This is a genomic window from Pseudomonas sp. MLB6B (assembly GCF_054508135.1).
The window spans coordinates 2,338,874-2,361,965 of sequence record NZ_CP199313.1 but is presented as its reverse complement, the minus strand read 5'-3'; the positions used below and the strand labels follow the sequence as shown (position 1 = coordinate 2,361,965).

22 protein-coding genes and 5 tRNA genes are annotated in these 23,092 nt (G+C 61.6%); 11 read left to right on the top strand and 16 right to left on the bottom strand.

What is annotated here, in order from left to right; genetic code table 11:
• The first annotated feature begins 33 nt into the window (after window positions 1-33).
• On the top strand, window positions 34-777 hold the full coding sequence (locus tag ACSMEV_RS10410) for a flagellar brake protein (protein WP_459205108.1): 744 nt from the start codon (window positions 34-36) through the stop codon (window positions 775-777).
• A 459-nt stretch (window positions 778-1,236) separates the two neighbouring features.
• On the opposite strand, the gene ACSMEV_RS10405 is transcribed toward ACSMEV_RS10410, so the two are convergent.
• Together ACSMEV_RS10405 and bkdR are read right to left on the bottom strand one after the other, a co-directional pair.
• Window positions 1,237-2,583 (bottom strand): MFS transporter, encoded by a 1,347-nt coding sequence (locus ACSMEV_RS10405; protein WP_459205107.1) that lies wholly within the window; start codon window positions 2,581-2,583, stop codon window positions 1,237-1,239.
• A 373-nt stretch (window positions 2,584-2,956) separates the two neighbouring features.
• A complete protein-coding gene (bkdR, locus tag ACSMEV_RS10400) occupies window positions 2,957-3,442 on the bottom strand; it encodes a Bkd operon transcriptional regulator BkdR (RefSeq protein WP_459205106.1) in 486 nt (161 codons plus the stop codon).
• Between the two features lie 302 nt (window positions 3,443-3,744).
• On the opposite strand from bkdR, the gene ACSMEV_RS10395 reads away from it, so the two are divergent.
• The 4 genes from ACSMEV_RS10395 to lpdA are packed head-to-tail and all read left to right on the top strand — an operon-like array spanning window position 3,745 to window position 8,793.
• On the top strand, window positions 3,745-4,977 hold the full coding sequence (locus ACSMEV_RS10395; RefSeq protein WP_296264370.1) for a 3-methyl-2-oxobutanoate dehydrogenase (2-methylpropanoyl-transferring) subunit alpha: 1,233 nt from the start codon (window positions 3,745-3,747) through the stop codon (window positions 4,975-4,977).
• Between the two features lie 22 nt (window positions 4,978-4,999).
• Window positions 5,000-6,037 carry an alpha-ketoacid dehydrogenase subunit beta gene (locus tag ACSMEV_RS10390; RefSeq protein ID WP_459208324.1) on the top strand — a complete coding sequence of 346 codons (1,038 nt, stop codon included), beginning with the start codon at window positions 5,000-5,002 and terminating at the stop codon, window positions 6,035-6,037.
• Window positions 6,038-7,411: a dihydrolipoamide acetyltransferase family protein gene (locus ACSMEV_RS10385; RefSeq protein WP_459205105.1), complete on the top strand. Its 1,374-nt coding sequence runs from the start codon at window positions 6,038-6,040 to the stop codon at window positions 7,409-7,411.
• 2 nt (window positions 7,412-7,413) lie between these two features.
• Complete coding sequence (gene lpdA, locus ACSMEV_RS10380; RefSeq protein ID WP_459205104.1) at window positions 7,414-8,793, top strand: dihydrolipoyl dehydrogenase; 1,380 nt, start codon at window positions 7,414-7,416, stop codon at window positions 8,791-8,793.
• A 135-nt stretch (window positions 8,794-8,928) separates the two neighbouring features.
• On the opposite strand, the gene ACSMEV_RS10375 is transcribed toward lpdA, so the two are convergent.
• Entirely contained in the window at window positions 8,929-9,237 is a 309-nt protein-coding gene (locus tag ACSMEV_RS10375; protein ID WP_296264376.1) for a DUF6555 family protein, read from the bottom strand.
• Window positions 9,238-9,448: 211 nt separating this feature from the next.
• Between ACSMEV_RS10375 and ACSMEV_RS10370 the strand changes: the two genes are divergently transcribed.
• Entirely contained in the window at window positions 9,449-10,153 is a 705-nt protein-coding gene (locus ACSMEV_RS10370; protein WP_459205103.1) for a GNAT family N-acetyltransferase, read from the top strand.
• A gap of 6 nt (window positions 10,154-10,159) precedes the next feature.
• On the opposite strand, the gene ACSMEV_RS10365 is transcribed toward ACSMEV_RS10370, so the two are convergent.
• From ACSMEV_RS10365 to ACSMEV_RS10350, 4 genes are all read right to left on the bottom strand, one after another.
• Entirely contained in the window at window positions 10,160-11,164 is a 1,005-nt protein-coding gene (locus ACSMEV_RS10365; RefSeq protein WP_459205102.1) for a bile acid:sodium symporter family protein, read from the bottom strand.
• Window positions 11,165-11,300: 136 nt separating this feature from the next.
• Window positions 11,301-12,488, bottom strand: a complete 1,188-nt coding sequence (locus tag ACSMEV_RS10360; RefSeq protein ID WP_459205101.1) for an MFS transporter — start codon at window positions 12,486-12,488, stop codon at window positions 11,301-11,303.
• Between the two features lie 303 nt (window positions 12,489-12,791).
• Entirely contained in the window at window positions 12,792-13,289 is a 498-nt protein-coding gene (locus ACSMEV_RS10355) for a YciE/YciF ferroxidase family protein (protein ID WP_459205100.1), read from the bottom strand.
• A gap of 102 nt (window positions 13,290-13,391) precedes the next feature.
• Entirely contained in the window at window positions 13,392-14,273 is an 882-nt protein-coding gene (locus tag ACSMEV_RS10350; RefSeq protein WP_314494625.1) for a manganese catalase family protein, read from the bottom strand.
• Window positions 14,274-14,582: 309 nt separating this feature from the next.
• On the opposite strand from ACSMEV_RS10350, the gene ACSMEV_RS10345 reads away from it, so the two are divergent.
• Window positions 14,583-15,275: a DUF421 domain-containing protein gene (locus ACSMEV_RS10345; RefSeq protein WP_459205099.1), complete on the top strand. Its 693-nt coding sequence runs from the start codon at window positions 14,583-14,585 to the stop codon at window positions 15,273-15,275.
• Window positions 15,276-15,319: 44 nt separating this feature from the next.
• On the opposite strand, the gene ACSMEV_RS10340 is transcribed toward ACSMEV_RS10345, so the two are convergent.
• Window positions 15,320-15,850, bottom strand: a complete 531-nt coding sequence (locus tag ACSMEV_RS10340) for a hypothetical protein (protein ID WP_296264390.1) — start codon at window positions 15,848-15,850, stop codon at window positions 15,320-15,322.
• 969 nt (window positions 15,851-16,819) lie between these two features.
• Here ACSMEV_RS10340 and ACSMEV_RS10335 point away from each other — a divergent pair.
• The 3 genes from ACSMEV_RS10335 to ACSMEV_RS10325 all read left to right on the top strand — a co-directional run bounded on the left by ACSMEV_RS10335 (window position 16,820) and on the right by ACSMEV_RS10325 (window position 18,713).
• Entirely contained in the window at window positions 16,820-17,149 is a 330-nt protein-coding gene (locus tag ACSMEV_RS10335) for a 2OG-Fe(II) oxygenase (RefSeq protein WP_459205098.1), read from the top strand.
• Entirely contained in the window at window positions 17,142-18,035 is an 894-nt protein-coding gene (locus ACSMEV_RS10330) for a hypothetical protein (RefSeq protein ID WP_459205097.1), read from the top strand. The genes ACSMEV_RS10335 and ACSMEV_RS10330 overlap by 8 nt, the downstream gene beginning before the upstream one ends.
• Before the next feature lie 153 nt (window positions 18,036-18,188).
• Window positions 18,189-18,713 carry a hypothetical protein gene (locus ACSMEV_RS10325; protein WP_459205096.1) on the top strand — a complete coding sequence of 175 codons (525 nt, stop codon included), beginning with the start codon at window positions 18,189-18,191 and terminating at the stop codon, window positions 18,711-18,713.
• Window positions 18,714-18,870: 157 nt separating this feature from the next.
• Here ACSMEV_RS10325 and ACSMEV_RS10320 read toward each other — a convergent pair.
• Window positions 18,871-18,947: transfer RNA gene (locus ACSMEV_RS10320), tRNA-Arg, on the bottom strand.
• A gap of 103 nt (window positions 18,948-19,050) precedes the next feature.
• Window positions 19,051-19,659: a phosphonate metabolism protein/1,5-bisphosphokinase (PRPP-forming) PhnN gene (gene phnN, locus ACSMEV_RS10315; RefSeq protein ID WP_459205095.1), complete on the bottom strand. Its 609-nt coding sequence runs from the start codon at window positions 19,657-19,659 to the stop codon at window positions 19,051-19,053.
• 342 nt (window positions 19,660-20,001) lie between these two features.
• On the opposite strand from phnN, the gene ACSMEV_RS10310 reads away from it, so the two are divergent.
• Window positions 20,002-20,328: an Arc family DNA-binding protein gene (locus ACSMEV_RS10310; RefSeq protein ID WP_413046703.1), complete on the top strand. Its 327-nt coding sequence runs from the start codon at window positions 20,002-20,004 to the stop codon at window positions 20,326-20,328.
• 64 nt (window positions 20,329-20,392) lie between these two features.
• On the opposite strand, the gene mgtE is transcribed toward ACSMEV_RS10310, so the two are convergent.
• The 6 genes from mgtE to csrA form a co-directional block, all read right to left on the bottom strand.
• Entirely contained in the window at window positions 20,393-21,835 is a 1,443-nt protein-coding gene (gene mgtE / locus ACSMEV_RS10305; protein WP_413046702.1) for a magnesium transporter, read from the bottom strand.
• 351 nt (window positions 21,836-22,186) lie between these two features.
• Window positions 22,187-22,263: transfer RNA gene (locus ACSMEV_RS10300), tRNA-Arg, on the bottom strand.
• Between the two features lie 71 nt (window positions 22,264-22,334).
• Window positions 22,335-22,411: transfer RNA gene (locus ACSMEV_RS10295), tRNA-Arg, on the bottom strand.
• A gap of 71 nt (window positions 22,412-22,482) precedes the next feature.
• Window positions 22,483-22,559 (bottom strand) — tRNA-Arg (locus ACSMEV_RS10290).
• Window positions 22,560-22,666: 107 nt separating this feature from the next.
• Window positions 22,667-22,757, bottom strand: a tRNA-Ser gene (locus ACSMEV_RS10285).
• A 72-nt stretch (window positions 22,758-22,829) separates the two neighbouring features.
• The gene (gene csrA, locus ACSMEV_RS10280) at window positions 22,830-23,018 is read right to left on the bottom strand and encodes a carbon storage regulator CsrA (protein WP_028694590.1); all 189 of its coding nucleotides are present in this window, start codon (window positions 23,016-23,018) and stop codon (window positions 22,830-22,832) included.
• Window positions 23,019-23,092: the final 74 nt, after the last annotated feature.

Here is a 23,092-nt window from a genome sequence, read left to right as displayed (position 1 = left end):
ATGTGACGCTTTTTGCCTGGAGATAGTTAACCCGTGTTCAATGACGCCGATGCTCCACAGCCACCCAAAGTGCTGGCCACCCCTTTGGAGATCAACGCCAACCTGCGCCAACTGCTCGACAGCCACGACCCCCTGATTCTTACCTTTCCCGAACGCGACCAGCGCTTCCAGAGCTACGTGGTGCACGTCGACAAGGACAACGATGTGTTGGCATTGGACGAGCTGATGCCCCGCGACGGCGAACGCTACATCGAGAACGGCGAGCCGTTCCGGGTCGAGGGCTTCCATGACGGCGTGCGCGTGGCGTGGGAATGCAACCACCCCCTGAGCATCACCGAGATCGACGGCCATCGTTGCTACCGTGGGCCTCTGCCTAGCGAAATCACCTACCACCAGCGCCGCAATGCCTTCCGCGCCGCGCTGAAGCTGTCACAACTGGTGGATGTCGTGCTCGACGGTAAGCACCTGCGGGGCGACGGGCCGCTGCGCGGCAAGCTGCTGGACATTTCCGCGACCGGGTGCAAGCTGCGCTTCGAAGGCGATGTGGAAAGCCGTCTGCAACTTGGTCAGGTGTACGAGCGTATGAAAGCCGGCGCCCCGCTGGGCCTGACCGAAACGATGGTGGAGCTGCGCCACCTGCATTTCGAAGAGCGCATCAACACCACCTTTGCCGGCGTGCGCTTCCACAACCTCAGCGGCCAGGGCCAGCGCCGGGTGGAAAGTTTCGTGTACCAACTGCAGCGCGAGGCGCGGCGGTTCGACAAAGACGATTACTGAGTCCGGTTCGCAGAGGACGCTGCCTGGACAGGCGCAGCGCCGCCTCCCCTGTTGGAGCGGCCGGTTCGGTGCTCCGATCGGTCGCGATGGTCGGCAACGCCACCTTCACTGTTGGAGCGACTCGAGTCGCGATAGTCGGCAACGCCACCTTCACTGTTGGAGCGACTTGAGTCGCGATGGCCGGCAACGCCGGCCCAATGGCGCTGACCAAAATTACCCAGGATTGATGCGGTGCCTAGGTTGGAGCCGCGACGGGCGGTAACGCTGCCCTGGGTCAGACGCCATGCTCTGCCTGTCGATGGGTATGGTGGTCATTGGGCCGGCGGTGCCGGCGATCGCGGCTCAAGCCGCTCCCACAGATCAGTGCACTCCTGGGGCGTACGCGCACCTCGAAGCGAGCAGCCGATTCAGCCGTGCCCCAGGCTCAGTCGTTCCCTGCAAGCCTCCTCACCACTCCCTTCACGGTTTACCAGCGACTTTTTCCTCCACGCCCTGCGCTTCCTGCGCCTGCTCTGCGCCCTCTTCCTCCTCGGTATCCTCCGCCGCCACCGGCGCCTGCATCACATCCTGCACCGTCTGCTCATCGACCCGCGGATCGAGCGCCGCCGACAGCGGCGAACTGGTTGCCGGCATGGCCACGTGGCTGAGCGGCGCATCTTCGACCTGATGCAACCCGGTGACCGCCTGCGGCCGAATGCGCCATACCAGCACCAGGGCGAAGAAGGCGAAGAAGGCATAGAGCATCTGCGTCCCGAACAGCTTGATCAGCACGCCCGCAGCCAACGGCCCGATACTGGCGCCGACGCCGTAGGTCACCAGCAACATGGCCGTCAGCGACACGCGCCGCTCGCTTTCCACGTGGTCGTTGGAGAACGCCACCGCCAGCGGATACAGGCCGAACTGCAGCAACGAGATCAAGAAGCCCATGCCGAAGAGGATCTCCAGCGGCACCGCCGGGAAGATCGCCAAAGGCAACGCCGCTACCGCCAGGCCCACCGCCACACTGCGGATCAATACGGCGCGGTCGTAGCGGTCGGACAACCAGCCCAGCGGCCACTGCACCACTAAGCCGGCGAAGATGCAGCAGCCCATGAACAGACCGATCTGCTCGGTGCTCAGACCCTGGCTGCTGGCGTACAACGGCGCCAGGCCATAGAACGCGCCGACGATCAGCCCCGCACCGAGCACGGTCGACAGCGACTGCGGCACGCGCTTGATGAAGAACAAGGGGTCCATCGGTGCCGGGCGCAGGGGCGCCGGGTGGATGCGCCGGGTCATGGCCACCGGCACCAGGCACAGGGCGAAGCACATGGCGACCAGCATCAACAGTTCCAGACCCAGTTGCGGGTGCACCACTAGAATCAGCTGGCCGAGTACCAGGCCCAGGTAGGAAGCGATCATGTAGCAACTGAACACCGCACCGCGCTGCTTGGCGTCGGCCTGTTCGTTGAGCCAGCTCTCCAGCACCATGTACTGGCACATCATGCCCAGACCCACCACCACCCGCAGCCCGACCCAGGCCGGTAGCCAGTCGGTCAGGCCGTGGCCGAGCACGGCGGCGCCGACGATACCGGCACAAGTGGCATAAGCGCGGATATGGCCGACCCGGGCGATGAGCCGGTGGCCCACCTTGCCGCCCAGGGCCAGGCCGAAATAGTTGGCCGCCATCAGCGCACCGGCCCACAGGCTATCGGCCTGGTCGGCCGCCAGGCGCAAGGCCAGGTAGGTGCTGAGCAGACCCGAGCCGATCAGCATCATCAGCGCGGCGAAGTACAACGAGCGAAAAGACTTCCAGATATGGCGCATACGTCCCGGGCGGGCTCCCTGGTCTGGTGGAGTACAGCTGGCAAGCTTAAACCCGCTTCCCCACTTGGCCCCAGGAAAAGGTGCCAAGGCGGCGCAGCGAGTCAAGAGGTTGTCGTAGTCGGGCCGGTCCGACCCACAGCGCGCCTGCTTCAGCCGGCTGCGGGCATGAAGCGCTCGGCAAGCGGGGCTGGACAGCGGCACAGCGTTCGATGGACAGCGGAGCCGACAGTTCCCGGGAAGCAAAGGCAAGTAGAAAGCGATCAGGGCATTGGTTTCGGTAGCAGCTATGGAAGCGGAGCATGAGCGGACCTTGCTCCAGTAGCTGGCGATCACAGCCCGCGGCGGTTGAACGGCGTGTCTTTGGCCTCCCCTCTCACTCGCGCAAGGTCAGCCCATTGGCCGGCAGCGGCAGCGCGGTCTTATAGCGCACCTGCTTCAGGGCGAAGCTGGAGCGGATGTTCGCCACCCCCGGCAGCCGCGTCAGGTAGTCGAGAAAGCGTTCCAGGGCCTGGATGCTCGGCAGCAGCACGCGCAGCAGGTAGTCCGGATCACCGGTCATCAGGTAGCACTCCATCACCTCGGCGCGCTCGGCGATGGCGTCCTCGAAACCGTGCAGCGACTGCTCCACCTGCTTCTCCAGGCTCACATGGATGAACACGTTGACGTCCAGCCCCAACACTTGCGGTGACAGCAGGGTCACCTGCCGACGGATCAGTCCCGACTCTTCCATGGCCCGTACCCGGTTGAAACAGGGCGTGGGCGAGAGGTTCACCGAGCGGGCCAGTTCGGCGTTGGTGATACGGGCGTTTTCCTGAAGGCTGTTGAGAATGCCGATATCGGTGCGATCGAGTTTGCGCATGAGACAAATTCACCGGTTTTTTGTGGTTGTGCAGAATGTTTATCTGCGCCACCGCCGAAAGGCAACGAACATCAGAGAAATATTCTCCGGCCAGCCTTCTACCCTATTAGCAAGACGGATCGGCCCGCCAAACCGTAATCCTGTTCACTCAGTCGTGGGAGCGACTTCAGTCGCGAAGGGCTGCAACGCAGCACCAACGAGCATGACACCCGACTCGACCGAACAGCATCACGCCAGGACCGCGCCCCTTCGCCCCCGCTTTCCAGCTCACAACAACAATGACCCGAGCGAGCGTGAACCCGATGAACGACTACGCCCCCCTGCGCCTGCACGTGCCCGAGCCTACCGGCCGGCCTGGCTGCCAGACCGATTTTTCCTATCTGCACCTGAGCGATGCCGGCCAGGTGCGCAAACCGCCCATCGACGTCGAGGCCGCCGACACCGCCGACCTGTGCACGGGCCTGGTGCGCGTGCTCGACGGCCAGGGCAACGCCGTCGGCCCCTGGGCCGAGGACATCGACCCACAGGTGCTGCGCCGCGGCATGCGTGCAATGCTCAAGACGCGCCTGTTCGACAGCCGCATGGTGGTCGCGCAACGGCAGAAGAAGATGTCGTTCTACATGCAGAGCCTGGGCGAGGAAGCCATCGGCAGCGCACAAGCATTGGCGCTCAACCGCAGCGACATGTGCTTCCCCACCTACCGCCAGCAGAGCATCCTCATGGCCCGCGAGGTGTCGCTGGTGGAGATGATCTGCCAACTGCTGTCCAACGAGCGCGACCCGCTCAAGGGCCGCCAGCTGCCGATCATGTACTCGGTGCGCGAAGCCGGCTTCTTCACCATCAGCGGCAACCTGGCCACGCAATTCGTGCAGGCCGTGGGCTGGGCCATGGCCTCGGCGATCAAGGGCGACACCAAGATCGCTTCGGCCTGGATCGGCGACGGCGCCACCGCCGAGTCCGACTTCCATAACGCCCTGACCTTCGCCCACGTCTACCGCGCGCCGGTGATCCTCAACGTGGTCAACAACCAGTGGGCGATCTCCACCTTCCAGGCCATCGCCGGCGGCGAGGCCAGCACCTTCGCCGGTCGTGGCGTGGGCTGCGGCATCGCTTCGCTGCGCGTCGATGGCAACGACTTCGTCGCGGTCTACGCCGCCTCGCGCTGGGCCGCCGAACGCGCCCGCCGCGGCCTGGGACCGAGCCTGATCGAGTGGGTGACCTACCGCGCCGGTCCGCACTCGACCTCGGACGATCCGTCCAAGTACCGCCCTGCCGACGACTGGAGCCACTTCCCTCTGGGCGATCCGATCGCCCGGCTCAAGCAGCACCTGATCGCCAGCGGCCACTGGAGCGAAGAGGAGCACGCCGCCGTCAGCGCCGAGCTGGAAGCCGAGATCCTCGCCGCCCAGAAACAGGCCGAACAGCACGGCACCCTCGCCAACGGCCACATCCCCAGTGCCGCCTCGATGTTCGAGGACGTGTACAAGGACATGCCCGACCACCTGCGCCGTCAGCGCCAGCAACTGGGAGTCTGAGATGAACGACCAGACAAGCGTCATGCACACCGACACTGCGCAGGCCACCGCCACCATGACCATGATCCAGGCCCTGCGCTCGGCCATGGACGTCATGCTCGGGCGCGACGACGACGTGGTCATCTACGGCCAGGACGTCGGCTATTTCGGCGGCGTGTTCCGCTGTACCGAAGGCCTGCAACGCAAGTACGGCACCTCGCGGGTGTTCGACGCGCCCATCTCCGAATGCGGCATCGTCGGCACCGCCGTGGGCATGGGCGCCTACGGTCTGCGCCCGGTGGTGGAAATCCAGTTCGCCGACTACGTGTACCCGGCCTACGACCAGATCGTTTCGGAGATGGCCCGCCTGCGCTATCGCTCGGCCGGCGAGTTCATCTCGCCGTTGACCCTGCGCATGCCCTGCGGCGGCGGCATCTACGGCGGCCAAACCCACAGCCAGAGCCCGGAAGCGACCTTCACCCAGGTCTGCGGCCTGCGCACGGTGATGCCGTCCAACCCCTACGACGCCAAGGGCCTGTTGATCGCCTCGATCGAGTGCGACGATCCGGTGATCTTTCTCGAACCCAAGCGCCTGTACAACGGCCCTTTCGACGGCCACCACGACCGCCCGGTGACACCTTGGTCCCAACACCCGCAAAGCGCGGTGCCGGAAGGCTATTACCAAGTGCCGCTGGACAAGGCGGTGATCACTCGACCGGGCAACGACGTCACGGTGCTGACCTACGGCACCACGGTGTACGTGGCCCAGGTGGCGGCCGAGGAAACCGGCGTCGACGCCGAAGTGATCGACCTGCGCAGCCTGTGGCCGCTGGACCTGGACACCATCGTCGCCTCGGTGAAGAAGACCGGGCGCTGCGTGGTGGTGCACGAAGCCACGCGCACCTGCGGCTTCGGCGCCGAGCTGACCGCGCTTGTGCAAGAGCACTGCTTCCATCACCTGGAGGCGCCCATCGAGCGCGTCACCGGCTGGGACACCCCTTACCCGCACGCCCAGGAATGGGCGTATTTCCCTGGCCCGTCCCGGGTGGGCGCAGCATTGAAACAGGTCATGGAGGTCTGAATGGGCACGCACGTCATCAAGATGCCGGACATCGGCGAGGGCATCGCCCAGGTCGAGCTGGTCGAGTGGTTCGTCAAGGTCGGCGATGTGATCGGCGAAGACCAGGTGGTGGCCGATGTCATGACCGACAAGGCCACGGTGGAAATCCCGTCGCCGGTCAGCGGCACCGTGGTCGCACTGGGCGGGCAGCCCGGTGAAGTCATGGCCGTGGGCAGCGAGCTGATCCGCATCGAGGTCGAGGGCAGCGGCAACCATACCGACGTGGCGCACGCCGCCAAGCCGGCGTCGCATGCTGCCGCGTCGCAGCCCGAGCCGACGGCGCCGGTCGCCAACGCACCGACCCCGCCGCCGACGACGGTACCTGCCGACACCGCTTCGGCGTCGAGTGCCAACGGCGCACTCACCGCACAATCGGCACATGGCGCCAAAGCCGACGGCGCGCCCGTTGGGCCATCGGCACATGCCCAACAGCCTGCCGCGCCCCTGGTGCCGCGCCAGCCCGGCGACAAGCCCCTGGCCTCCCCCGCCGTGCGCAAGCGTGCGCTGGATGCCGGCATCGAACTGCGCTACGTACACGGCAGCGGCCCGGCCGGGCGCATCCTGCACGAAGACCTCGACACCTTCCTCCAGGCGCCGCAGCGCAGCGAACCGGCAGCGACCGGCCAGGCCCGGCGCACCGACAGCGAGCAAATCCCGGTCATCGGCCTGCGCCGCAAGATCGCCCAGCGCATGCAGGACGCCAAGCGTCGCGTCGCCCATTTCAGCTACATCGAGGAAATCGACGTCACCCAGCTCGAAGCCTTGCGCCAGCAACTCAACCGCCAGCATGGCGAGCAGCGCGGCAAGCTGACCTTGCTGCCGTTCCTGGTACGGGCCCTGGTAGTGGCGCTGCGCGACTTCCCGCAGATCAACGCCACCTACGACGACGAGGCGCAACTGATCACCCGCCACGGCGCCGTGCACGTGGGCATCGCCACCCAGGGCGACAACGGCCTGATGGTACCGGTGCTGCGCCATGCCGAAGCGGCCGGCCTGTGGCACAACGCCCGTGAGATCACCCGCCTGGCCCAGGCCGCGCGCGGCAACAAAGCCACGCGTGAAGAGCTGTCGGGCTCGACCATCACCCTGACCAGCCTCGGGGCCCTGGGCGGTATCGCCAGCACGCCGGTGGTCAACACCCCGGAAGTGGCCATCGTCGGCGTCAACCGCATGGTCGAGCGGCCGGTGGTGGTCGATGGCCAGATCGTGGTGCGCAAGATGATGAACCTGTCCAGCTCGTTCGACCATCGTGTGGTCGATGGCATGGACGCCGCCTTGTTCATCCAGGCCGTACGCGGCCTGCTCGAACAACCCGCCTGCCTGTTCGTGGAGTGAGCATGCCCGAAACCTTGAACACCACCCTGCTGATCCTGGGCGGCGGCCCCGGGGGTTACATCGCCGCCATTCGCGCCGGGCAACTGGGCATCCCTACGGTGCTGGTCGAGGGCCAGGCCCTGGGCGGCACTTGTTTGAACGTGGGCTGCATTCCGTCCAAAGCGCTGATCCATGTGGCCGAACAGTTCCACCAGGCCGGCAAGCATGCCAGCGATGCCGGTTTGGGCATCAGCACCAGCGCGCCCAGCCTGGACATCGGCCGCAGCGTGGCGTGGAAGGACGGCATCGTCGATCGCCTCACCAGCGGCGTGGCCGGCCTGCTGAAAAAGCACCGGGTCACCGTCGTCCATGGCTGGGCGCAGATCGTCGACGGCAAGACCGTGCAGGTCGGCGAGCAGCGCGTCCGCTGCGAGCATCTGCTGCTAGCCACCGGTTCGACCAGCGTCGAGTTGCCGATGCTGCCGCAGGGCGGTGCAGTGGTGTCGTCGACCGAGGCCTTGTCGCCGCAGACACTGCCGCAGCACCTGGTGGTAGTCGGCGGCGGTTACATCGGCCTGGAGCTGGGCATCGCCTACCGCAAGCTCGGCGCGCGGGTCAGCGTGGTGGAAGCCCGCGAGCGCGTGCTGCCCAGCTATGACGCCGAACTGACCGCGCCAGTACTGGAGGCCATGAAGGCACTGGGCATCGAGCTCTATCTGGGTCATCGCGTCGAGGGCCACGATACCGCAGGCCTGCACGTGCGCACCCCTGAGGGGGAAGCGCTGCGCCTGGGCTGCGACCGGGTGCTGGTGGCGGCCGGTCGGCGCCCGCGCAGCGAGGGCTTCAATCTCGAGGCGCTGCAACTGACCATGCACGGCGCGGCGGTCAAGGTCGACGAGCGTTGCCAGACCAGCATGCGCAACGTCTGGGCCATCGGCGACCTGACCGGCGAACCGATGCTGGCGCACCGGGCCATGGCCCAGGGCGAAATGGTCGCCGAGCTGGTCGCCGGTCACAGCCGGCGCTTCCAGCCGGCGGCGATCGCGGCGGTGTGTTTCACCGACCCGGAGTTGGTGGTGGCGGGGCTTACCCCCGAGCAGGCCCGTGACCAAGGCCTCGATTGCCTGGTGGCGCAGTTCCCCTTCGCCGCCAACGGACGGGCCATGACCTTGGAAAGCCGCAGCGGTTTCGTGCGGGTGGTAGCGCGGCGTGACAACCACCTGATCCTGGGCTGGCAGGCGGTGGGTGTGGGGGTTTCCGAGCTTTCCACGGCGTTTGCCCAGTCGTTGGAAATGGGCGCGTGCCTGGAGGATGTGGCGGGCACCATCCACGCCCACCCGACATTGGGCGAGGCGGTGCAGGAGGCGGCATTGAAAGCATTGGGACGGGCGTTGCACATCTAGCGGCGCGGTGCATGGACCCTGCAAACCGCTGTGGACTGGGACTTTGCTCTTAAGAGGCCGTTAACGGCTGGCAAAGATGCTCCGCACACAACAAAGGCCATCTCCGTGCTTCCACGGAGATGGCCTTTGTACCCTTCACGCGCCGGTGGTGCAGCGCTGCGAGGCGGAATCACCCATGCCTTTGAGGTCGATCGGCGGCGCGACGAATTCCGGACCCTGCCCGGCCAGACGCCACTTAACCTCGGTGATGCCGTAGCGCTCGGCCATGGGCCGGCTGACCCGCTTGATTTGGTGCTGACCAAACCGGGGAATGATCCCCACACCCGCATCGCAACTGGCCCAATGCCAAGCTTGGGCGTTGTCCATGCGCTCTAGACGGATGATGAACGTGCGCGGCTGCGCGTGGAGCGCATACTCGATTACATACAGCTGCTGACCTGCCATTTCGGCCTCCCTGATCGTTACATGGTTATGGGAGCGGTGGGCCGCGGGAAAGATTCATTCCAATTGGCAGCTGTTTGCACAGCGTCTGCCACGCGGTATGCGGCCTGTGCCGAAGCAGGCGATTGGTGCCCCGCAAACACGGGCCAATGGCCCTTTCGTCAGAGCGCCGACGCGCTACAGTGCTAACCCCTTCCGCGCAGGAATTTCGTCCATGACCCGCCTCAACGAGTACGCCCAACCCATCGGCCCGGCAATCGCCGACTGCTCGCCGCGACCACGTCCCGCTGCCATCACCCTGGCCGGTCGCCACTGCCGGCTGGAGCCGCTGGATGCCGCGCGGCACGCCGCCGATCTTTACGCTGCCTATGCCGCCGCCAGCGACGCACGCCACTGGACGTACCTGCCCATCGGGCCTTTCGACACACTGGCGCAGTACCAGGCCCATGCCGAAGCGGCGGCGCGCAGCAGCGACCCGTTGCACTTCGCGGTGATCGACCTGGCCAGCGGCAAGGCCGTTGGCACCTTGGCGCTGATGCGCATCGATCCCGCCAATGCCGTGATCGAGGTGGGGTACGTGGTCTTTTCACCGGCGCTGCAGCAGTCGGCGCTGTCGACCGAAGCGCAGTACCTGCTGATGGCCTACGCCTTCGACGCACTCGGTTACCGGCGTTACGAATGGAAGTGCGACGATCTCAACCTGCCATCGCGGCGGGCGGCCGAGCGGCTGGGGTTCGTCTACGAGGGCACGTTCCGTCAGGCGGTGCTGTACAAGGGCCGCAGCCGCGACACGGCCTGGTACGCGATCATCGACAGCCAATGGCCGGTGCTCAAGGCGGCGTTCGGCGCCTGGCTGGCGCCGAGCAACTTCGACGAACAGGGTCGCCAGCGTCAGCCCCTGGGCGCGTTCAGAGGCTGAAAAAGGTCACTTGGCGGCCTTGGCCACCTCGACAGCGGGCAACGGCGCTTCCGGACGACGGGCATAGCGCTGCGCCAAGGCGGCGCAGACCATCAGCTGGATCTGGTGGAACAGCATCAGCGGCAGGATCAGCAGGCCGATGGTGCTGCCGGCGAACAGCACCTGGGCCATCGGCACACCGGTGGCGAGGCTTTTCTTCGAGCCGCAGAACAGGATGGTGATGCGGTCTTCGACGCTGAAGCCCAGCACCCGGCCCAGCAGCGCCGTGACGCCCAGCGACAGCGCCAGCAGCACGCAGCAGCCCAGCACCAGCCAGCCGAGCAGCAGCGGCGGCACTTGCTGCCACAGGCCACCAATCACCGCCGCGCTGAAGGCCGAATACACCACCAGCAGGATCGAGCCTTGGTCGACCACCTTCAGCCAGTTGCGGTTGCGCCCTACCCACTCGCCGATCCAGCGCCGCGCGATCTGCCCGGCCACGAAGGGCACCAGCAGCTGCAGGCTGATCTTGCGGATCGCTTCGAGGGTCGAGCCGCTGTCGCCGTGCACGCCCATCAGCAAGGTGACCAGCAGCGGGGTGATGAAGATGCCGATCAGGCTCGACGCCGCCGCGCTGCAGATGGCCGCCGGCACGTTGCCACGGGCCAGCGAGGTGAAGGCGATGGCCGACTGCACCGTGGCCGGCAGCGTGCACAGGTAGAGAAAGCCCATGTACAGGTCCTTGCCCACCAGCGGCAGCAGCAGCGGGCGCAGGGCCAGGCCGAGCAAGGGGAACAGCACGAAGGTGCAGATGAACACCAGCCCATGCAGCCGCCAGTGCCCGGCCCCGGCCAGAATCGCCTCGCGCGACAGCTTGGCGCCATGCAGGAAGAACAGCAGGCCGATGGCGATGTTGGTGATCCAGTCAAAGGCCACCGCCACCTGACCTGCGGCCGGCAGCAGGGTCGCGGTCAGCACCACGGCGACCAGCATGAGGGTGAAGTTGTCGGGCAGGAAACGCGAGCGGGCCATGGAAGGACATCCTGTTGTTGTCGGAGTTACCAGCGTTCGGGCGCCAGCACGGCAGCCCGAACGCAAGAGCGGACGATACACGCACAGCCGTAGCCGGTGAAAGTAACCGAATGTCTGCGCACGGCCCGGCTTGGGGCTAGACGCAGGGTTTGGCCAAGGACACCGGCGTACGCGCGAGCCACGGGCGCACCACGCTCAGCAGGCCCACCGCCGCCATGGCCGAACCGACCCACAACGGCGCACGCAGGCCGAAGCCGGCGTCGATGGCTTCGCCGCCCGCCCAACTGCCCAGCGCCAGGCCGGCGGTGATCACCGAGGTGTGCAGGGCATTGACCAGCGCGCCGGGTTCGGCTGCTTTCATCACCCGTGCCACCATCGCCGGGTTCAGCGCCACGCCGGTCAGGCCGATGGCCAGGAAGCAGGCCAGGTTCAGCCACACCGTCTGGCCGGCCATGGCAAAGCCGGCCATCGCCACCGTCAACAGCACCAGCCCCCAGCCCAAGGCGGCGAAGGTATGCCGATCGGCGACGCGCCCCACCAGCATGTTGCCGAGCAGGTTGGCCACGCCGTACAACGCCAGCAGCGGCGCCACATGGCTGGGCAGTACGCCTACTTCCTCGATCAGGATCGGTGTGATGTAGCTGAAGCCGGCGAAGGTCGCGCCGATGATCAGGCCGCTGGTGAGGTACGCGCCCCACAGGCTGGGGTTGCCCAACGCCGCCCATTGCCGGGACAGCGGCGGTTGCCGGTCGGCCGGGTCCTGCTTCAGGCACGTCGCCACCAGCAGCGTGCACAGCAGCGACAGCAGCACGATCGCCCAGGCGCTGGCGCGCCAGCCGAAGCTGTGCTCGACCAGGTTGATCATCGGCACACCGGCGACCGGCGACATCATCAGCCCCGCCAGCACGATGGCGATCGCCCGTCCGCGCTGCGCGGCAGGTACAAGGCCTGCGCAGAGGGTCATGCACAGGCCTAGGCAGGCCGAACTGGTGACACCCATCAGCACGCGGGCCAGGAGCAATACCGAGTAGTCGGTAGCCACCGCTCCCAGGGCGCCGGCCAGTACGTACACCGCCAACAGCCCCAGCAGCGCACGCTTGTTGCTGACGCCGCGGGCTATCAGCAGCATGGTCACTGGCGGGCCGCCAAGGGCCATGCCCAGGGCATAGAACGCGATCAGGTTGCCGACCTGGGCCAGGCTCACGGAAAACTCCGCGGCCAAGGCAGGCATGATGCCGGCGACCATGAATTCGGCGGTGACCAGGGAAAAGATCGTCAACCCCAGTAGGTAGACGGCAACGGGGATTGAAGCACGGTCGGTCATGGTGGTCTCAAGCAAAAAACGGGGGCGATACCCTAGGCAGATTTGACCTTCAGGTCAAATCTTGTGGGATGGGAGGTTGCGTGGATACTCGCCGATAAGACAGTCGGATACGCGTTCAGACTGCATAGGCGGGCAACTTCCACCTATGTGGGGCATTCGCTTGGCCGCCTTGCAGTAGCGAAGCGCGCGCTGTGAAGCACCAGGCGTCTTGTGAGGCGACAAGGCTTGGCAAGAAGACTAGGGAGACATGCGGGGGGAAGCATGCGAGCGACGCCCGGCACACGAGATGCCGGGCATGCACCTTCATTTTTCCAGGGTGGCAGCCTGATCGCCGCCCTGCTCGGCGATGGCCGACAACTTTTCATCGGTCGCCTTTTCTTCCTTCAGGGTTTCAGCCAACAGCTTGGCGGCGGTCTTCATGCCCAGGTGCTTGGCCAGCGCAATCAGGGTGCCATAACCGGCGATTTCGTAGTGCTCGATCTTTTGGCTGGCGCCGATCATGCCCGCATCGAGCACTTCGCCTTTCTCGATCTCGTCCAGCAGCTCTTTGCCTTCTTCGACCAGCCCTTCCATGGCCGCGCATTTCATGCGCTTGAGTTTCAAACCCTCAGCTTCCACCAACTGGTCGATACGCTCGATCTGACCATGGGTTTCTTCCAAATGGATCTTGAAGGCTTCGGCCAACTGCGGATTGGTGGCCGCCCTCGCCAAACGTGGCAGGGCTTTGGCGATTTGCTTCTCGGCGCTGTACATGTCCGACAGTTCGTGGATGAACAGGTCTTCGAGCGTCTTGCGAGCCATCGCTATCTCTCCAAAGGTAGGAAAACACATACTTGTTCAAAGTTTGGGCGTGAGCGCCGAGGCCTGGGTCTTGGTTAGGCGAGACACTCGGCGCTCGATCGCTCACTTGTCCAGATCGTTGACCACGCCCGAGCCGAGATCGGCACCGGTGACGGGGTCGCTGGCCGGGTTGGACTGGGTGCGCAGGCGCATGGCCTCGACAACTTGGAGTTCTTCGGCGGACAACATCACCGAGGCACTGCCATCACCGCCGTCCACGGCAGCCGTGGGATGCTCGACATATTCCCATTCCTCACCTTCGTTCCAGGGCCCCCTTACATTGGGTTCACCCGACATGTTGAAGTACTTGTTGGTGAACTCGGGCATGCCGGGCAACTTGCCTTGGGGGAAGTTGGGCTGGATCGAATGCAGTGCTTTTTCGAACGACAACTGGTGCGCAATTTCGCGGGTCATCAGGAAGCCTAGGGCTTCCTTGACGCCAGGATCGTCCGTCACGTTCATCAATCGCTCATACACGATCTTCGCCCGCGCTTCGGCGGCGATGTTGGAACGGAAGTCGGCGGTCGGCTCACCGATGGTGTCGATGTAGGCAGCGCTCCAAGGCACGCCCGCCGAATTGGTCAGCGGCGCGCCAGCTCCGTACAGGATGCTGGTGATGTGCGAGTCATTGCCGGCGCCGTTGATGGAGCGATATAACGCGCCCTCCTCCTCCACGCCCTCGGCCAGACGCCCTTTGGCGCCTTTGTTGAGCATCACGATGATCGAACCGACGATCTCCAGATGGCTCAACTCTTCGGTGGCGATGTCCATCAGCAGGTCTTTGCGGCCCGGATCGTCTTCGGCCAGCGCCTGGGTGAAGTAGCGACCGGCCGCTGCCAGTTCGCCCTGCGCCCCACCGAATTGTTCCAACAGCAGGTTGGCCAGGCCGGGATTGGGCTGGGCAACACGCACGGTGTACTGCAAACGCTTGTTGTGAATAAACATGACGGTTTCCTCACGGTTGGGAGAGCGCCTGAATGTAGGTATGTTGACGCCGCCCATGATTGGGAGTGAGGTGCGCGGAGAAAGGTTGGAACGGATCAGGCCTTGCCTGACGAATGGAAAACAATATGAATACTCAGATAAACCGCCTTTAAATAAAGGATGGCCAATGCTTGGAGTGCTCATTAACGGGCGGTGTACTATCGGTGTTCTTTCTTTGGGCGATGAATCCGACGTTGGCCCAACGCTGAAGCAGAGGAATACCCGTGGCATCGATCAACGGCTGTAGGCCGACTATCAAGGAATCTGTAAATGGTCGCGTTTGAAGCACAACGCATGCTGCTCGGCGAACTGCCCCTGTCGTTTCTCTGGGAAGTCTCCGCCCGAGTGTTGGTGGCTTTCCTGGCGGTGTTCTGTTTCCTCAAGTTCAGCGGCCGACGGGGCATCAAGCAGCTGTCGCGCTTCGAACTGGTGGTCATCCTCACGCTGGGCTCGGCCGCCGGCGACGTCACTTTCTACGAAGACGTGCCCATCTTGCCGGTATTGTTGGTGTTCGTGACCCTGTTGTTGCTCTACCGCGGCACGATCTACGCCATGAAACGCAGCAAGACCTGCGAAGCCTGGATCGACGGGCTGCCCATCACCGTGGTCAAGGACGGCATGTATGAAATTCACTCGCTGCGTAACTTGAACATTTCTTCGAACGAACTGTTCATGGAACTGCGTCAGCAAGGCGTCGAGCACCTGGGTCAGGTTCGGTTGGGGCTATTGGAAACCGACGGCGATCTGAGCCTGTACTTCTATGACCTGGAAAACACGCGCCCGGGCCTGTCGGTTCTGCCAGACGAGCATCGCGCCGAATACGCGCTGCCGCCGGTTGCAGGTCTGTACAGCTGCGTGAGCTGCGGTTTCGGGGCTTATCACGAGGCGCAGGAGAAGAGTGTTTGCGAACGTTGCGGGCATCATGTCTGGTCGCCGGCGCTGGATACGCCACGCAGCCGCTAGACCTTTACCGGGCCGTTCGCCCATGAACGGCCTGCACGGTTACCTCACCACCCCAGCTTGTCTGCGAACAAAGGGCGATATCCGGTGGCGATTTGCGCCGGTACCTGCTGGATGTAGTCGCGCGCATGCGTCCGGGTGTCCGCTTCGAGTCCGTCGAGGTAGGTGATGGCCTGCACTGCCGTGGGAATGCGGCTCTCGATGTTCAGATAGCGCGGCGGCAACGCGGTCCAGATCACCGCGTCCAGGCCCTGGCGCAACGCCCAGCGATTGAGGCCGTCGACGCCGTCGTCTTCATGCACCAGCAGCGTGCCCACGCCATCGTGGCGACCGGCAGGTATGGCCTCGCGCTCTGCCAATTGGGCGCACGCCTCTTCGAGCGACAGTGTAGCCAGACGGGCCCACAGCACATCGACGCAGTTGGCGCCCAGGCAGATGGCGGTGGACAGCTCGCCGCCGTCGGCTACGCGGCAGAACTCCACCGGCACTGCGGGCCCGTCGGCATGCCATTGGCCGGCGAGTTGTAGATCGCCGGGTTTCCAGATCAACGAGCCCCAGGCCAAACAACCGATTTTCATCATCATTACCTCTTAATGTGGCCTTTATGAGGCATGCCTCAGCGTGTTCCAAGTCGCAGGACTGCTTATGTGCTTTTCGTCTATCAATAGAAATTCGAGGTTGGCTAGAGAGGAATGTTCATTCCGTAATAGTGCAAAAATCAGCCATGACAGTGCCTGAATAGCCCGCGCAATATCCGTAGAGGAGCCCAGACCACTCGGTCGATGGGCTTGTGCCTGGATGGAAGGCAACGACCCGTCTCCAGGAAAACTGCCAACGCCCATTATCGGAAAGGCGAGGCCCTGCCTTCGCTGATTCGAACATCTGAATCGCAAATCTCCGTTTGTAAGCAAGCCTAACTTGGCAAGGTCCGGCTGCACCTTTCTGTCACCCAGCTGCATTGGTTTCGAGAACCGATCGGCGCCTATTCGACTGCACAGGATAAAGATTGTGACCGCAACAATCGCAAGTTTGAATAAATCCTTCGATAAGATTTTTGCTTGATGGTGGGTAACCTACTGGGAAAATTTTGCGCCAATAATTTGCAAATAGAAATCTCCTACCAGACATCGGCAAACAGATTACACATAGATCGGAAGAATCTTTCACTGGACGTTAACTTTACCCCGTAGCTTGGTTTTCAATTAGCGCTCAATCTTTTTCTCGACGGTTTTACCCTAAGCCTGAATGAATATGGACAGCGCAATTACACGGGGGCACCCATGGAAAAATATTCTAAGATTGACGATTTGGAAATCGTAGAAAACGTATTAACCGACGCAGAACGGTGTCAACTAAGTGAAACATTATCCGAAGTCCACTGGCGATATGGTTGGCCAGTACACCCAAACCCATTTTCGCGCCCATGCTGGCACATCTTCATCGCGGGAAGCGGGCGAAGCTCTTTGGACTGCTGTGAGCGGGAGTTAGCCGATCATGAGCAGTGGGGGTTTCTCATAAATGTCTGGAGACGCCTACGCAGTTCGTCCATGAAAAACTCGAGACTCATCGGCGTTTATGCGAACGGCCAGACCGCAGGACAGGATGGTCCCATTCATCGAGACAACGATTTGTTTGAGCCAGGACGCACTGCGGTGCTGTTCTGCAACGATTACTGGGCAATGGCATGGGGCGGAGAACTCACCTTTTTCAACCCTATGAAGACAGACGTCATTGCGACCGTACTGCCTAAACCCAATCGCGTCGTCGTGTTCAACGGCAACATTCCACACCGTGCCAATTCGCCGTTCATGAGTTGCGACCGCCTGCGCATGACCATTGCGTTCAAAACAGTAGATCAGGATATAAGAGATGAGTAATAAATTCGAGATTTTCGTGGCCATCGTCAACAAAGTTGAGAAGCCCGGGTTTCAAGCTGGGGCAGCGGCGGCGATACACGATCAATTCAAAATCGACAACCAGGGCTTTTCCTTGGTCGTGCAGGGGTCACAAACTGCAGGTGCGATTGCAGCTGTGTTAGCAGTGGAGGAGATGACTCACGGTGCAGTGCCGTTCATCAACATCGCAACGAACACCTTGGCAGGGAGCGTGACTTTTTTAAAAATAGTGGCGGAATACAAATCTGACAAAAAATTAAACCATGGGGACATTGTGAGTCTTGTCGGCAATGTGGCAGGCATCGTCGCTGGTTTCGTCGTGCTAGCAGGTTTTCCTGCAGCAGCTACCGCTTTCACCGCTATTGCTCTAGGTGCTACGTTATTTGGGGCTTACAAATCCCAACTGGCACAGGATATCAATGAAAAAATTAAACCATTGTTTGAAATGCTCGTTAAAAACGACATCGCTCAAGAACCACCTGAGTCGTTCATAGCGCCAGACTTGACCATCAAGGATGTGCCTTCGATAAACCAACTATTTGCAGGCCGGGTACTAGCTTTCACTTGGCATCCTGCATCAGACGAGATAAAGATTGAGCACCTGCCTTTGTACCCTCTGATATATCCAATACCGGCTAATCCTACGTATTTTCTTGAGCCCGCTTCACCGCCTGAAAATTACAATACACCTGCAATCACCCCGTTACCGCCTCACCCTAATGGAGGCGCGACAGTAACGATTGGTATAGAAAGCATCAATGGCACACCTCCCGCCGGGCCGCCGCCTACGATAACGGTTCCCATAGGAAACCAGCAAGATCAATATGTCTGCTCAAGTGGAGGCACACAGGACAGCTATAAAAATTAGCCCGAGCTTAAGTAATACCTCACGACTAGGCCAGATCCAATCTGGCCATTCAATGCATGCAGAAGAAAAATTCATGATAAATCCCTGTACCCCGCAAGAAAATAGGCATACGTCATGATGAGTCTGAGAGACATCATCCTATTGATACAAAGCATGAGACCCATCGAAGCAGCCAGACTGCTTGCTTGGTCCGGCATTTTGAATATTGCAGTCGCATCAATCTTCATCATATTACCGAGCTCTGACCTAAGCACGCTCACAGTGGCAGCCACTGGCGTACCCGCTGTGATCACATCCAAAACCGAGACGTGGGAACGAGATCGCTCGATTTACCGGTTCCATGTGACCTACAGAGACCCGAAAGGAAATAAGTTGAGGCATTCGGCGTATGCATATAAAATAACTTTCGATACTGCCCAGATCGATAAAAATACGGAATTATTTGTGGATGTTGGTTACTTGCAATCCGAGCCCATGATCGTGCGCCTTTACACTGAAAACGAGACCCTCTATGACACATCGATCAGGCAAATGATACATGACGAGAATGATCGACTCGGATTAGCGGCCATGACGATTTTCGGCACAATGGGCAGCGGCTTCCTCATTGGAGCCTGCTTCATGTATTGGCAGCATTACCGATTCAACGCATCGCCTTGCAAACGTAGCGCGCCATAAGCTATTCAAAATAGCGCATCGATTTCGTCAGAGTCCAAGTCCATATGGCGTGGTCATCATAGAACCCTCAGCAGCCGGTCAATGTACCTGCGCATAAAATACGTACCCACGGATCAGTATCTCTGAGGCATTGGCGTCTTCGGGATTTTGAAAGGTATGGCGTCCCAGGCAGGATTTGAACCTGCAACCTTCCCCTTAGGAGGGGGATGCTCTATCCAATTGAGCTACTGAGACCCTGAGGCCGTCGGCGGGCGCCGGCGGCAAGGAAGGCGTGCATGTTAACCAGCGCTCGGCCGTTTGTCATGTAGGAATCAGGCTATACGAGCGCAGGCTTTGTTTACGGATGCTGTGAAAGGCGACCGGCTGAGATGATGCCTTCCTCCTCCAAAACCGCCAACAGCGCACTGACCGTCTCCCCTAGAGCGCCTGAATTATCCAAATGCCGCACATCCTTGGGCAGGGAGCCGCTTAGTTGAGCACTGCGCACCAGACGTTGCTCCACTTCCTCAGGGCTCTCTCGCCCCCGGCTAAGCAGGCGTTCGCGCAGCACTCTGGGCTCAACGTCGAGACAGATGGCAAGCAGATCCGGGTACAACGTGCGCGCTTGCTCCAGATGGCCGCGCGAACCGTTGACCATGACCGACTCACCCGCTGCCAGCCAATCGTCCATTTCCCGCGCAATGCCGTAGCTCAAGCCATTGGCTTGCCAGTGTAGGGCGAACTCGCCCTGCGCCTGCATACGCTGGAACGTCTGCGCAGACACACTAAGCGCCTCCTCCCCTATCGACTCTGGCGAACGGGTAATGATACGCCGGGCGATCCTCATGCCCTGCTCTTCCAGCACGGGTCGGGCCGCCTGCAACAGCGAATCCTTGCCAGAGCCCGATGGGCCTATCACCAGGATGAGCCGACCCTGGTCATTTGACGGAGCGTTCACAAGGGTCATGTCAGGATCCTCGACGATTAAGCGCACGATGTGCTCAAGGGCGACTCAGACCTTGAGACCTGTGCTATTCCGGCTTTGGCTCATTCTTTACAGATGAAAATGCCCTGCCGGCCTCTCACTTTTCAAACCAGTACACATTTCTGATAATCGGTGCTGGCAAAAAGCCTTCACCCAGCTCACTATTTGTCACAGATTTGACGTCAAGGAACCGACTACCCTCAGGCAATATACGGTCCTTGTCACAGCAGCGGTTGAACATTTTGCCGCAATAACGGTCGTACCTTCACCGTGCGGGCAATCTGCGAACCGCTCCCCCTGAACCAGAAGAACCGGTTAATTTATATGCGCCCATTGAAACAGGCTATCTACTCGAGCCGCACCGCTGACAAATTCGTCGTCCGCTTGCCAGACGGCATGCGTGAGCGTATCGCCGAAGTGTCGCGCAACCATCACCGCAGTATGAATTCCGAAATCATCGCTCGCCTCGAACAGACCCTGATCCAGGAAGGGGCCCTGGGTGACGAGCTGAGCATGCGCATGGACAGCCCTGAGCTGACCCTGCACGAACGCGAGCTGCTGCAACGTTTCCGCCAGCTCTCCCACCGCCAGCAGAATGCGCTGGTGTCACTGATCGCACACGACGCGGAAATGGCTGCCGACGCTTCCTGATCCGGCCAATCGCTCAGCAAAAAGCCAGCTTACGCTGGCTTTTTTGTGCGCTGAACACACGCCATCAGAGCAGGAACAACGTGGCCAGGCCGAGGAAGATGAAGAAGCCGCCGCTGTCGGTCACGGCAGTGATCATCACGCTGGCGCCCATGGCTGGATCTCTGCCCATGCGCATCAAGGTCATGGGGATCAGCACCCCCATCAGTGCCGCGAGCAGCAGGTTGAGCGTCATGGCGCCGGTCATCACCACCCCCAACGACCAACTGCCGTACAGCCAGTAGGCAACCGCGCCGATCACCCCACCCCACACCAGGCCATTGATCAAGGCAACCGCCAGCTCCTTGCGCATCAAGCGCACGGTGTTGCCAGGGCTCACCTGGTCCAACGCCATGGCGCGCACGATCATGGTGATGGTCTGGTTGCCTGAGTTGCCACCAATGCCGGCCACGATGGGCATGAGGGCGGCCAGGGCGACCAGTTTCTCGATGGAGCCTTCGAACAGGCCGATCACCCGCGAGGCCAGGAACGCGGTGATCAGGTTGATCGCCAGCCACGCCCAGCGGTTGCGCAGCGAACGCCAGACCGAAGCGAAGATGTCTTCCTCTTCGCGCAAACCGGCCATGTTGAGCACTTCGGATTCGCTTTCCTCACGAATCAGGTCGACCATCTCGTCGATGGTCAAACGGCCGATCAGGCGATCGCTCTTGTCCACCACCGGCGCCGAAACCAAGTCGTAACGCTCGAAGGCCTGGGCGGCGTCGTAGCCATCTTCCTCGGGACGGAAGCTGACGGGGTCGGTCGCCATGACCTCCGCCACCTGCTTCTCCGGGTCGTTGACCAACAGACGCTTGATCGGCAGCACACCCTTGAGGATGCCGCCGTTGTCGACCACGAACAGCTTGTCTGTGTGGTTGGGCAGCTCCTTGAGGCGGCGCAGATAGCGCAACACCACTTCCAGGCTGACGTCTTCGCGGATGGTGACCATCTCGAAGTCCATCAGCGCGCCGATCTGCTCCTCGTCATAGCTCAGCGCGGAGCGCACACGCTCGCGCTGCTGGGCATCGAGGGTTTCCATCAGCTCGTGGACGACGTCGCGGGGCAGCTCAGGCGCCAGGTCGGCCAGTTCGTCGGCGTCCATCTCCTTGGCGGCGGCCAGCAGCTCGTGGTCGTCCATGTCGGCGATGAGCGTTTCGCGGACGGCATCGGAGACTTCGAGAAGGATGTCGCCGTCGCGGTCCGAGCGCACCAGCTGCCAGACCGAAAGACGGTCTTCCAGCGGCAAGGCTTCTAGGATGTAGGCGGTATCGGCGGGGTGCAGGTCGTCGAGTTTGCGTTGCAGTTCGACAAGGTTCTGCCGGTGGACGAGATTCTCCACCAGATCGTGGTGCTGACCTTCTTGGCGATGGGTGAGGTCTTCGACGACACGCTGACGCTGCAGCAGCTCGATTACCTGGGCCAGACGGTCCTGCAGGCTGTCTTGGCTTTTCTTTACTTCGATTTCGGTCATAGGCGAACTCCACTCCCAGCAGCGGAGCACGCCGGGGGAATCAATCGGTCAGTTCAAGCTTGAACAAGCGTAGGAATAAGTAACTACTGGGTAAGTCCATGGTGGCATTCCACAAGCCCCGGCGGGGCTGACGGGCGCAATCATACACTGCCCAAGCGATTGGTTCGCTTAAATTTTTGTCAAGGGTGAACGTTGCCGCGATGTGTCTATGACAACGGGCGCAGGGTTACGTGCGACCGCAGGATGCTGGGCTTGGCCGGTCTCGAGCAGGAACGGACGAGCAATTGATTTAGAGAGTTTCGCGAATCGCAGACAGCAAAAAGCCCGCTTTAAAAGCGGGCTTTCCTGATATGGCGGACCCAAGAGGATTCGAACCTCTGACCGCTCGGTTCGTAGCCGAGTACTCTATCCAGCTGAGCTATGGGTCCGGGATGGTAGTTTTAGGCCAGGTTACCACTGGCTGATGAAGCTGCCTTGATATGCAAAGCCACTTCAAAAGTGGCGGACCCAAGAGGATTCGAACCTCTGACCGCTCGGTTCGTAGCCGAGTACTCTATCCAGCTGAGCTATGGGTCCGTGACGGTAGTTTTAGACCAGATTACCACTGGCTGATGAAGCTGCCTTGATGTACAAAGCCACTTCAAAAGTGGCGGACCCAAGAGGATTCGAACCTCTGACCGCTCGGTTCGTAGCCGAGTACTCTATCCAGCTGAGCTATGGGTCCGTGTTTTGCAGCGCATTATAGGTCGATTAAAACGTTTGCCAAGTTATTTTTCGTTAGATTTCAACGACTTAACCACTTGAGCGATAACAACCTACATCGCGAAATAATGGCGGTGAGGGGGGGATTCGAACCCCCGATACCCTTGTGAGGTATACTCCCTTAGCAGGGGAGCGCCTTCGGCCACTCGGCCACCTCACCGCAACACGGGGCGTATATTAACCAGACCCCTCCCCGTTTGCAAACCTTTTTTTGAAAAAAACTCGATAAAAATTAAAGGCTTGGTTCGTCGTCCTTCTCTTTCTTGATCCGCAGGTAGATTTCTTCGCGGTGAACGGCCACTTCCTTAGGGGCGCTGACACCAATGCGCACCTGATTGCCTTTGACGCCCAGGACCGTGACGGTGATTTCACCATCGCCAATGATCAGGCTCTCGGCGCACCGACGAGTCAGAATCAACATAATTTACTCCTCAAACAATTCATCAGGGATAACAGTCTAGTGGTGGGGCCATGGCCCCCAGGCTCTGCATGAAG

Coding starts and splice junctions, on each gene's coding strand:
- ACSMEV_RS10395 (WP_296264370.1), top strand. CDS start 3,745: ATGAACGACTACGCCCCCCTGCGCCTGCACGTGCCCGAGCCTACCGGC.
- ACSMEV_RS10330 (WP_459205097.1), top strand. CDS start 17,142: ATGAGTAATAAATTCGAGATTTTCGTGGCCATCGTCAACAAAGTTGAG.
- ACSMEV_RS10375 (WP_296264376.1), bottom strand. CDS start 9,237: ATGGCAGGTCAGCAGCTGTATGTAATCGAGTATGCGCTCCACGCGCAG.
- ACSMEV_RS10370 (WP_459205103.1), top strand. CDS start 9,449: ATGACCCGCCTCAACGAGTACGCCCAACCCATCGGCCCGGCAATCGCC.
- bkdR (WP_459205106.1), bottom strand. CDS start 3,442: ATGCGCAAACTCGATCGCACCGATATCGGCATTCTCAACAGCCTTCAG.
- ACSMEV_RS10310 (WP_413046703.1), top strand. CDS start 20,002: ATGCGCCCATTGAAACAGGCTATCTACTCGAGCCGCACCGCTGACAAA.
- ACSMEV_RS10385 (WP_459205105.1), top strand. CDS start 6,038: ATGGGCACGCACGTCATCAAGATGCCGGACATCGGCGAGGGCATCGCC.
- phnN (WP_459205095.1), bottom strand. CDS start 19,659: ATGACCCTTGTGAACGCTCCGTCAAATGACCAGGGTCGGCTCATCCTG.
- ACSMEV_RS10340 (WP_296264390.1), bottom strand. CDS start 15,850: ATGAAAATCGGTTGTTTGGCCTGGGGCTCGTTGATCTGGAAACCCGGC.
- ACSMEV_RS10360 (WP_459205101.1), bottom strand. CDS start 12,488: ATGACCGACCGTGCTTCAATCCCCGTTGCCGTCTACCTACTGGGGTTG.
- ACSMEV_RS10335 (WP_459205098.1), top strand. CDS start 16,820: ATGAAAAACTCGAGACTCATCGGCGTTTATGCGAACGGCCAGACCGCA.
- csrA (WP_028694590.1), bottom strand. CDS start 23,018: ATGTTGATTCTGACTCGTCGGTGCGCCGAGAGCCTGATCATTGGCGAT.
- ACSMEV_RS10365 (WP_459205102.1), bottom strand. CDS start 11,164: ATGGCCCGCTCGCGTTTCCTGCCCGACAACTTCACCCTCATGCTGGTC.
- ACSMEV_RS10325 (WP_459205096.1), top strand. CDS start 18,189: ATGAGACCCATCGAAGCAGCCAGACTGCTTGCTTGGTCCGGCATTTTG.
- ACSMEV_RS10355 (WP_459205100.1), bottom strand. CDS start 13,289: ATGGCTCGCAAGACGCTCGAAGACCTGTTCATCCACGAACTGTCGGAC.
- ACSMEV_RS10350 (WP_314494625.1), bottom strand. CDS start 14,273: ATGTTTATTCACAACAAGCGTTTGCAGTACACCGTGCGTGTTGCCCAG.
- mgtE (WP_413046702.1), bottom strand. CDS start 21,835: ATGACCGAAATCGAAGTAAAGAAAAGCCAAGACAGCCTGCAGGACCGT.
- ACSMEV_RS10390 (WP_459208324.1), top strand. CDS start 5,000: ATGCACACCGACACTGCGCAGGCCACCGCCACCATGACCATGATCCAG.
- ACSMEV_RS10345 (WP_459205099.1), top strand. CDS start 14,583: ATGGTCGCGTTTGAAGCACAACGCATGCTGCTCGGCGAACTGCCCCTG.
- ACSMEV_RS10405 (WP_459205107.1), bottom strand. CDS start 2,583: ATGCGCCATATCTGGAAGTCTTTTCGCTCGTTGTACTTCGCCGCGCTG.
- lpdA (WP_459205104.1), top strand. CDS start 7,414: ATGCCCGAAACCTTGAACACCACCCTGCTGATCCTGGGCGGCGGCCCC.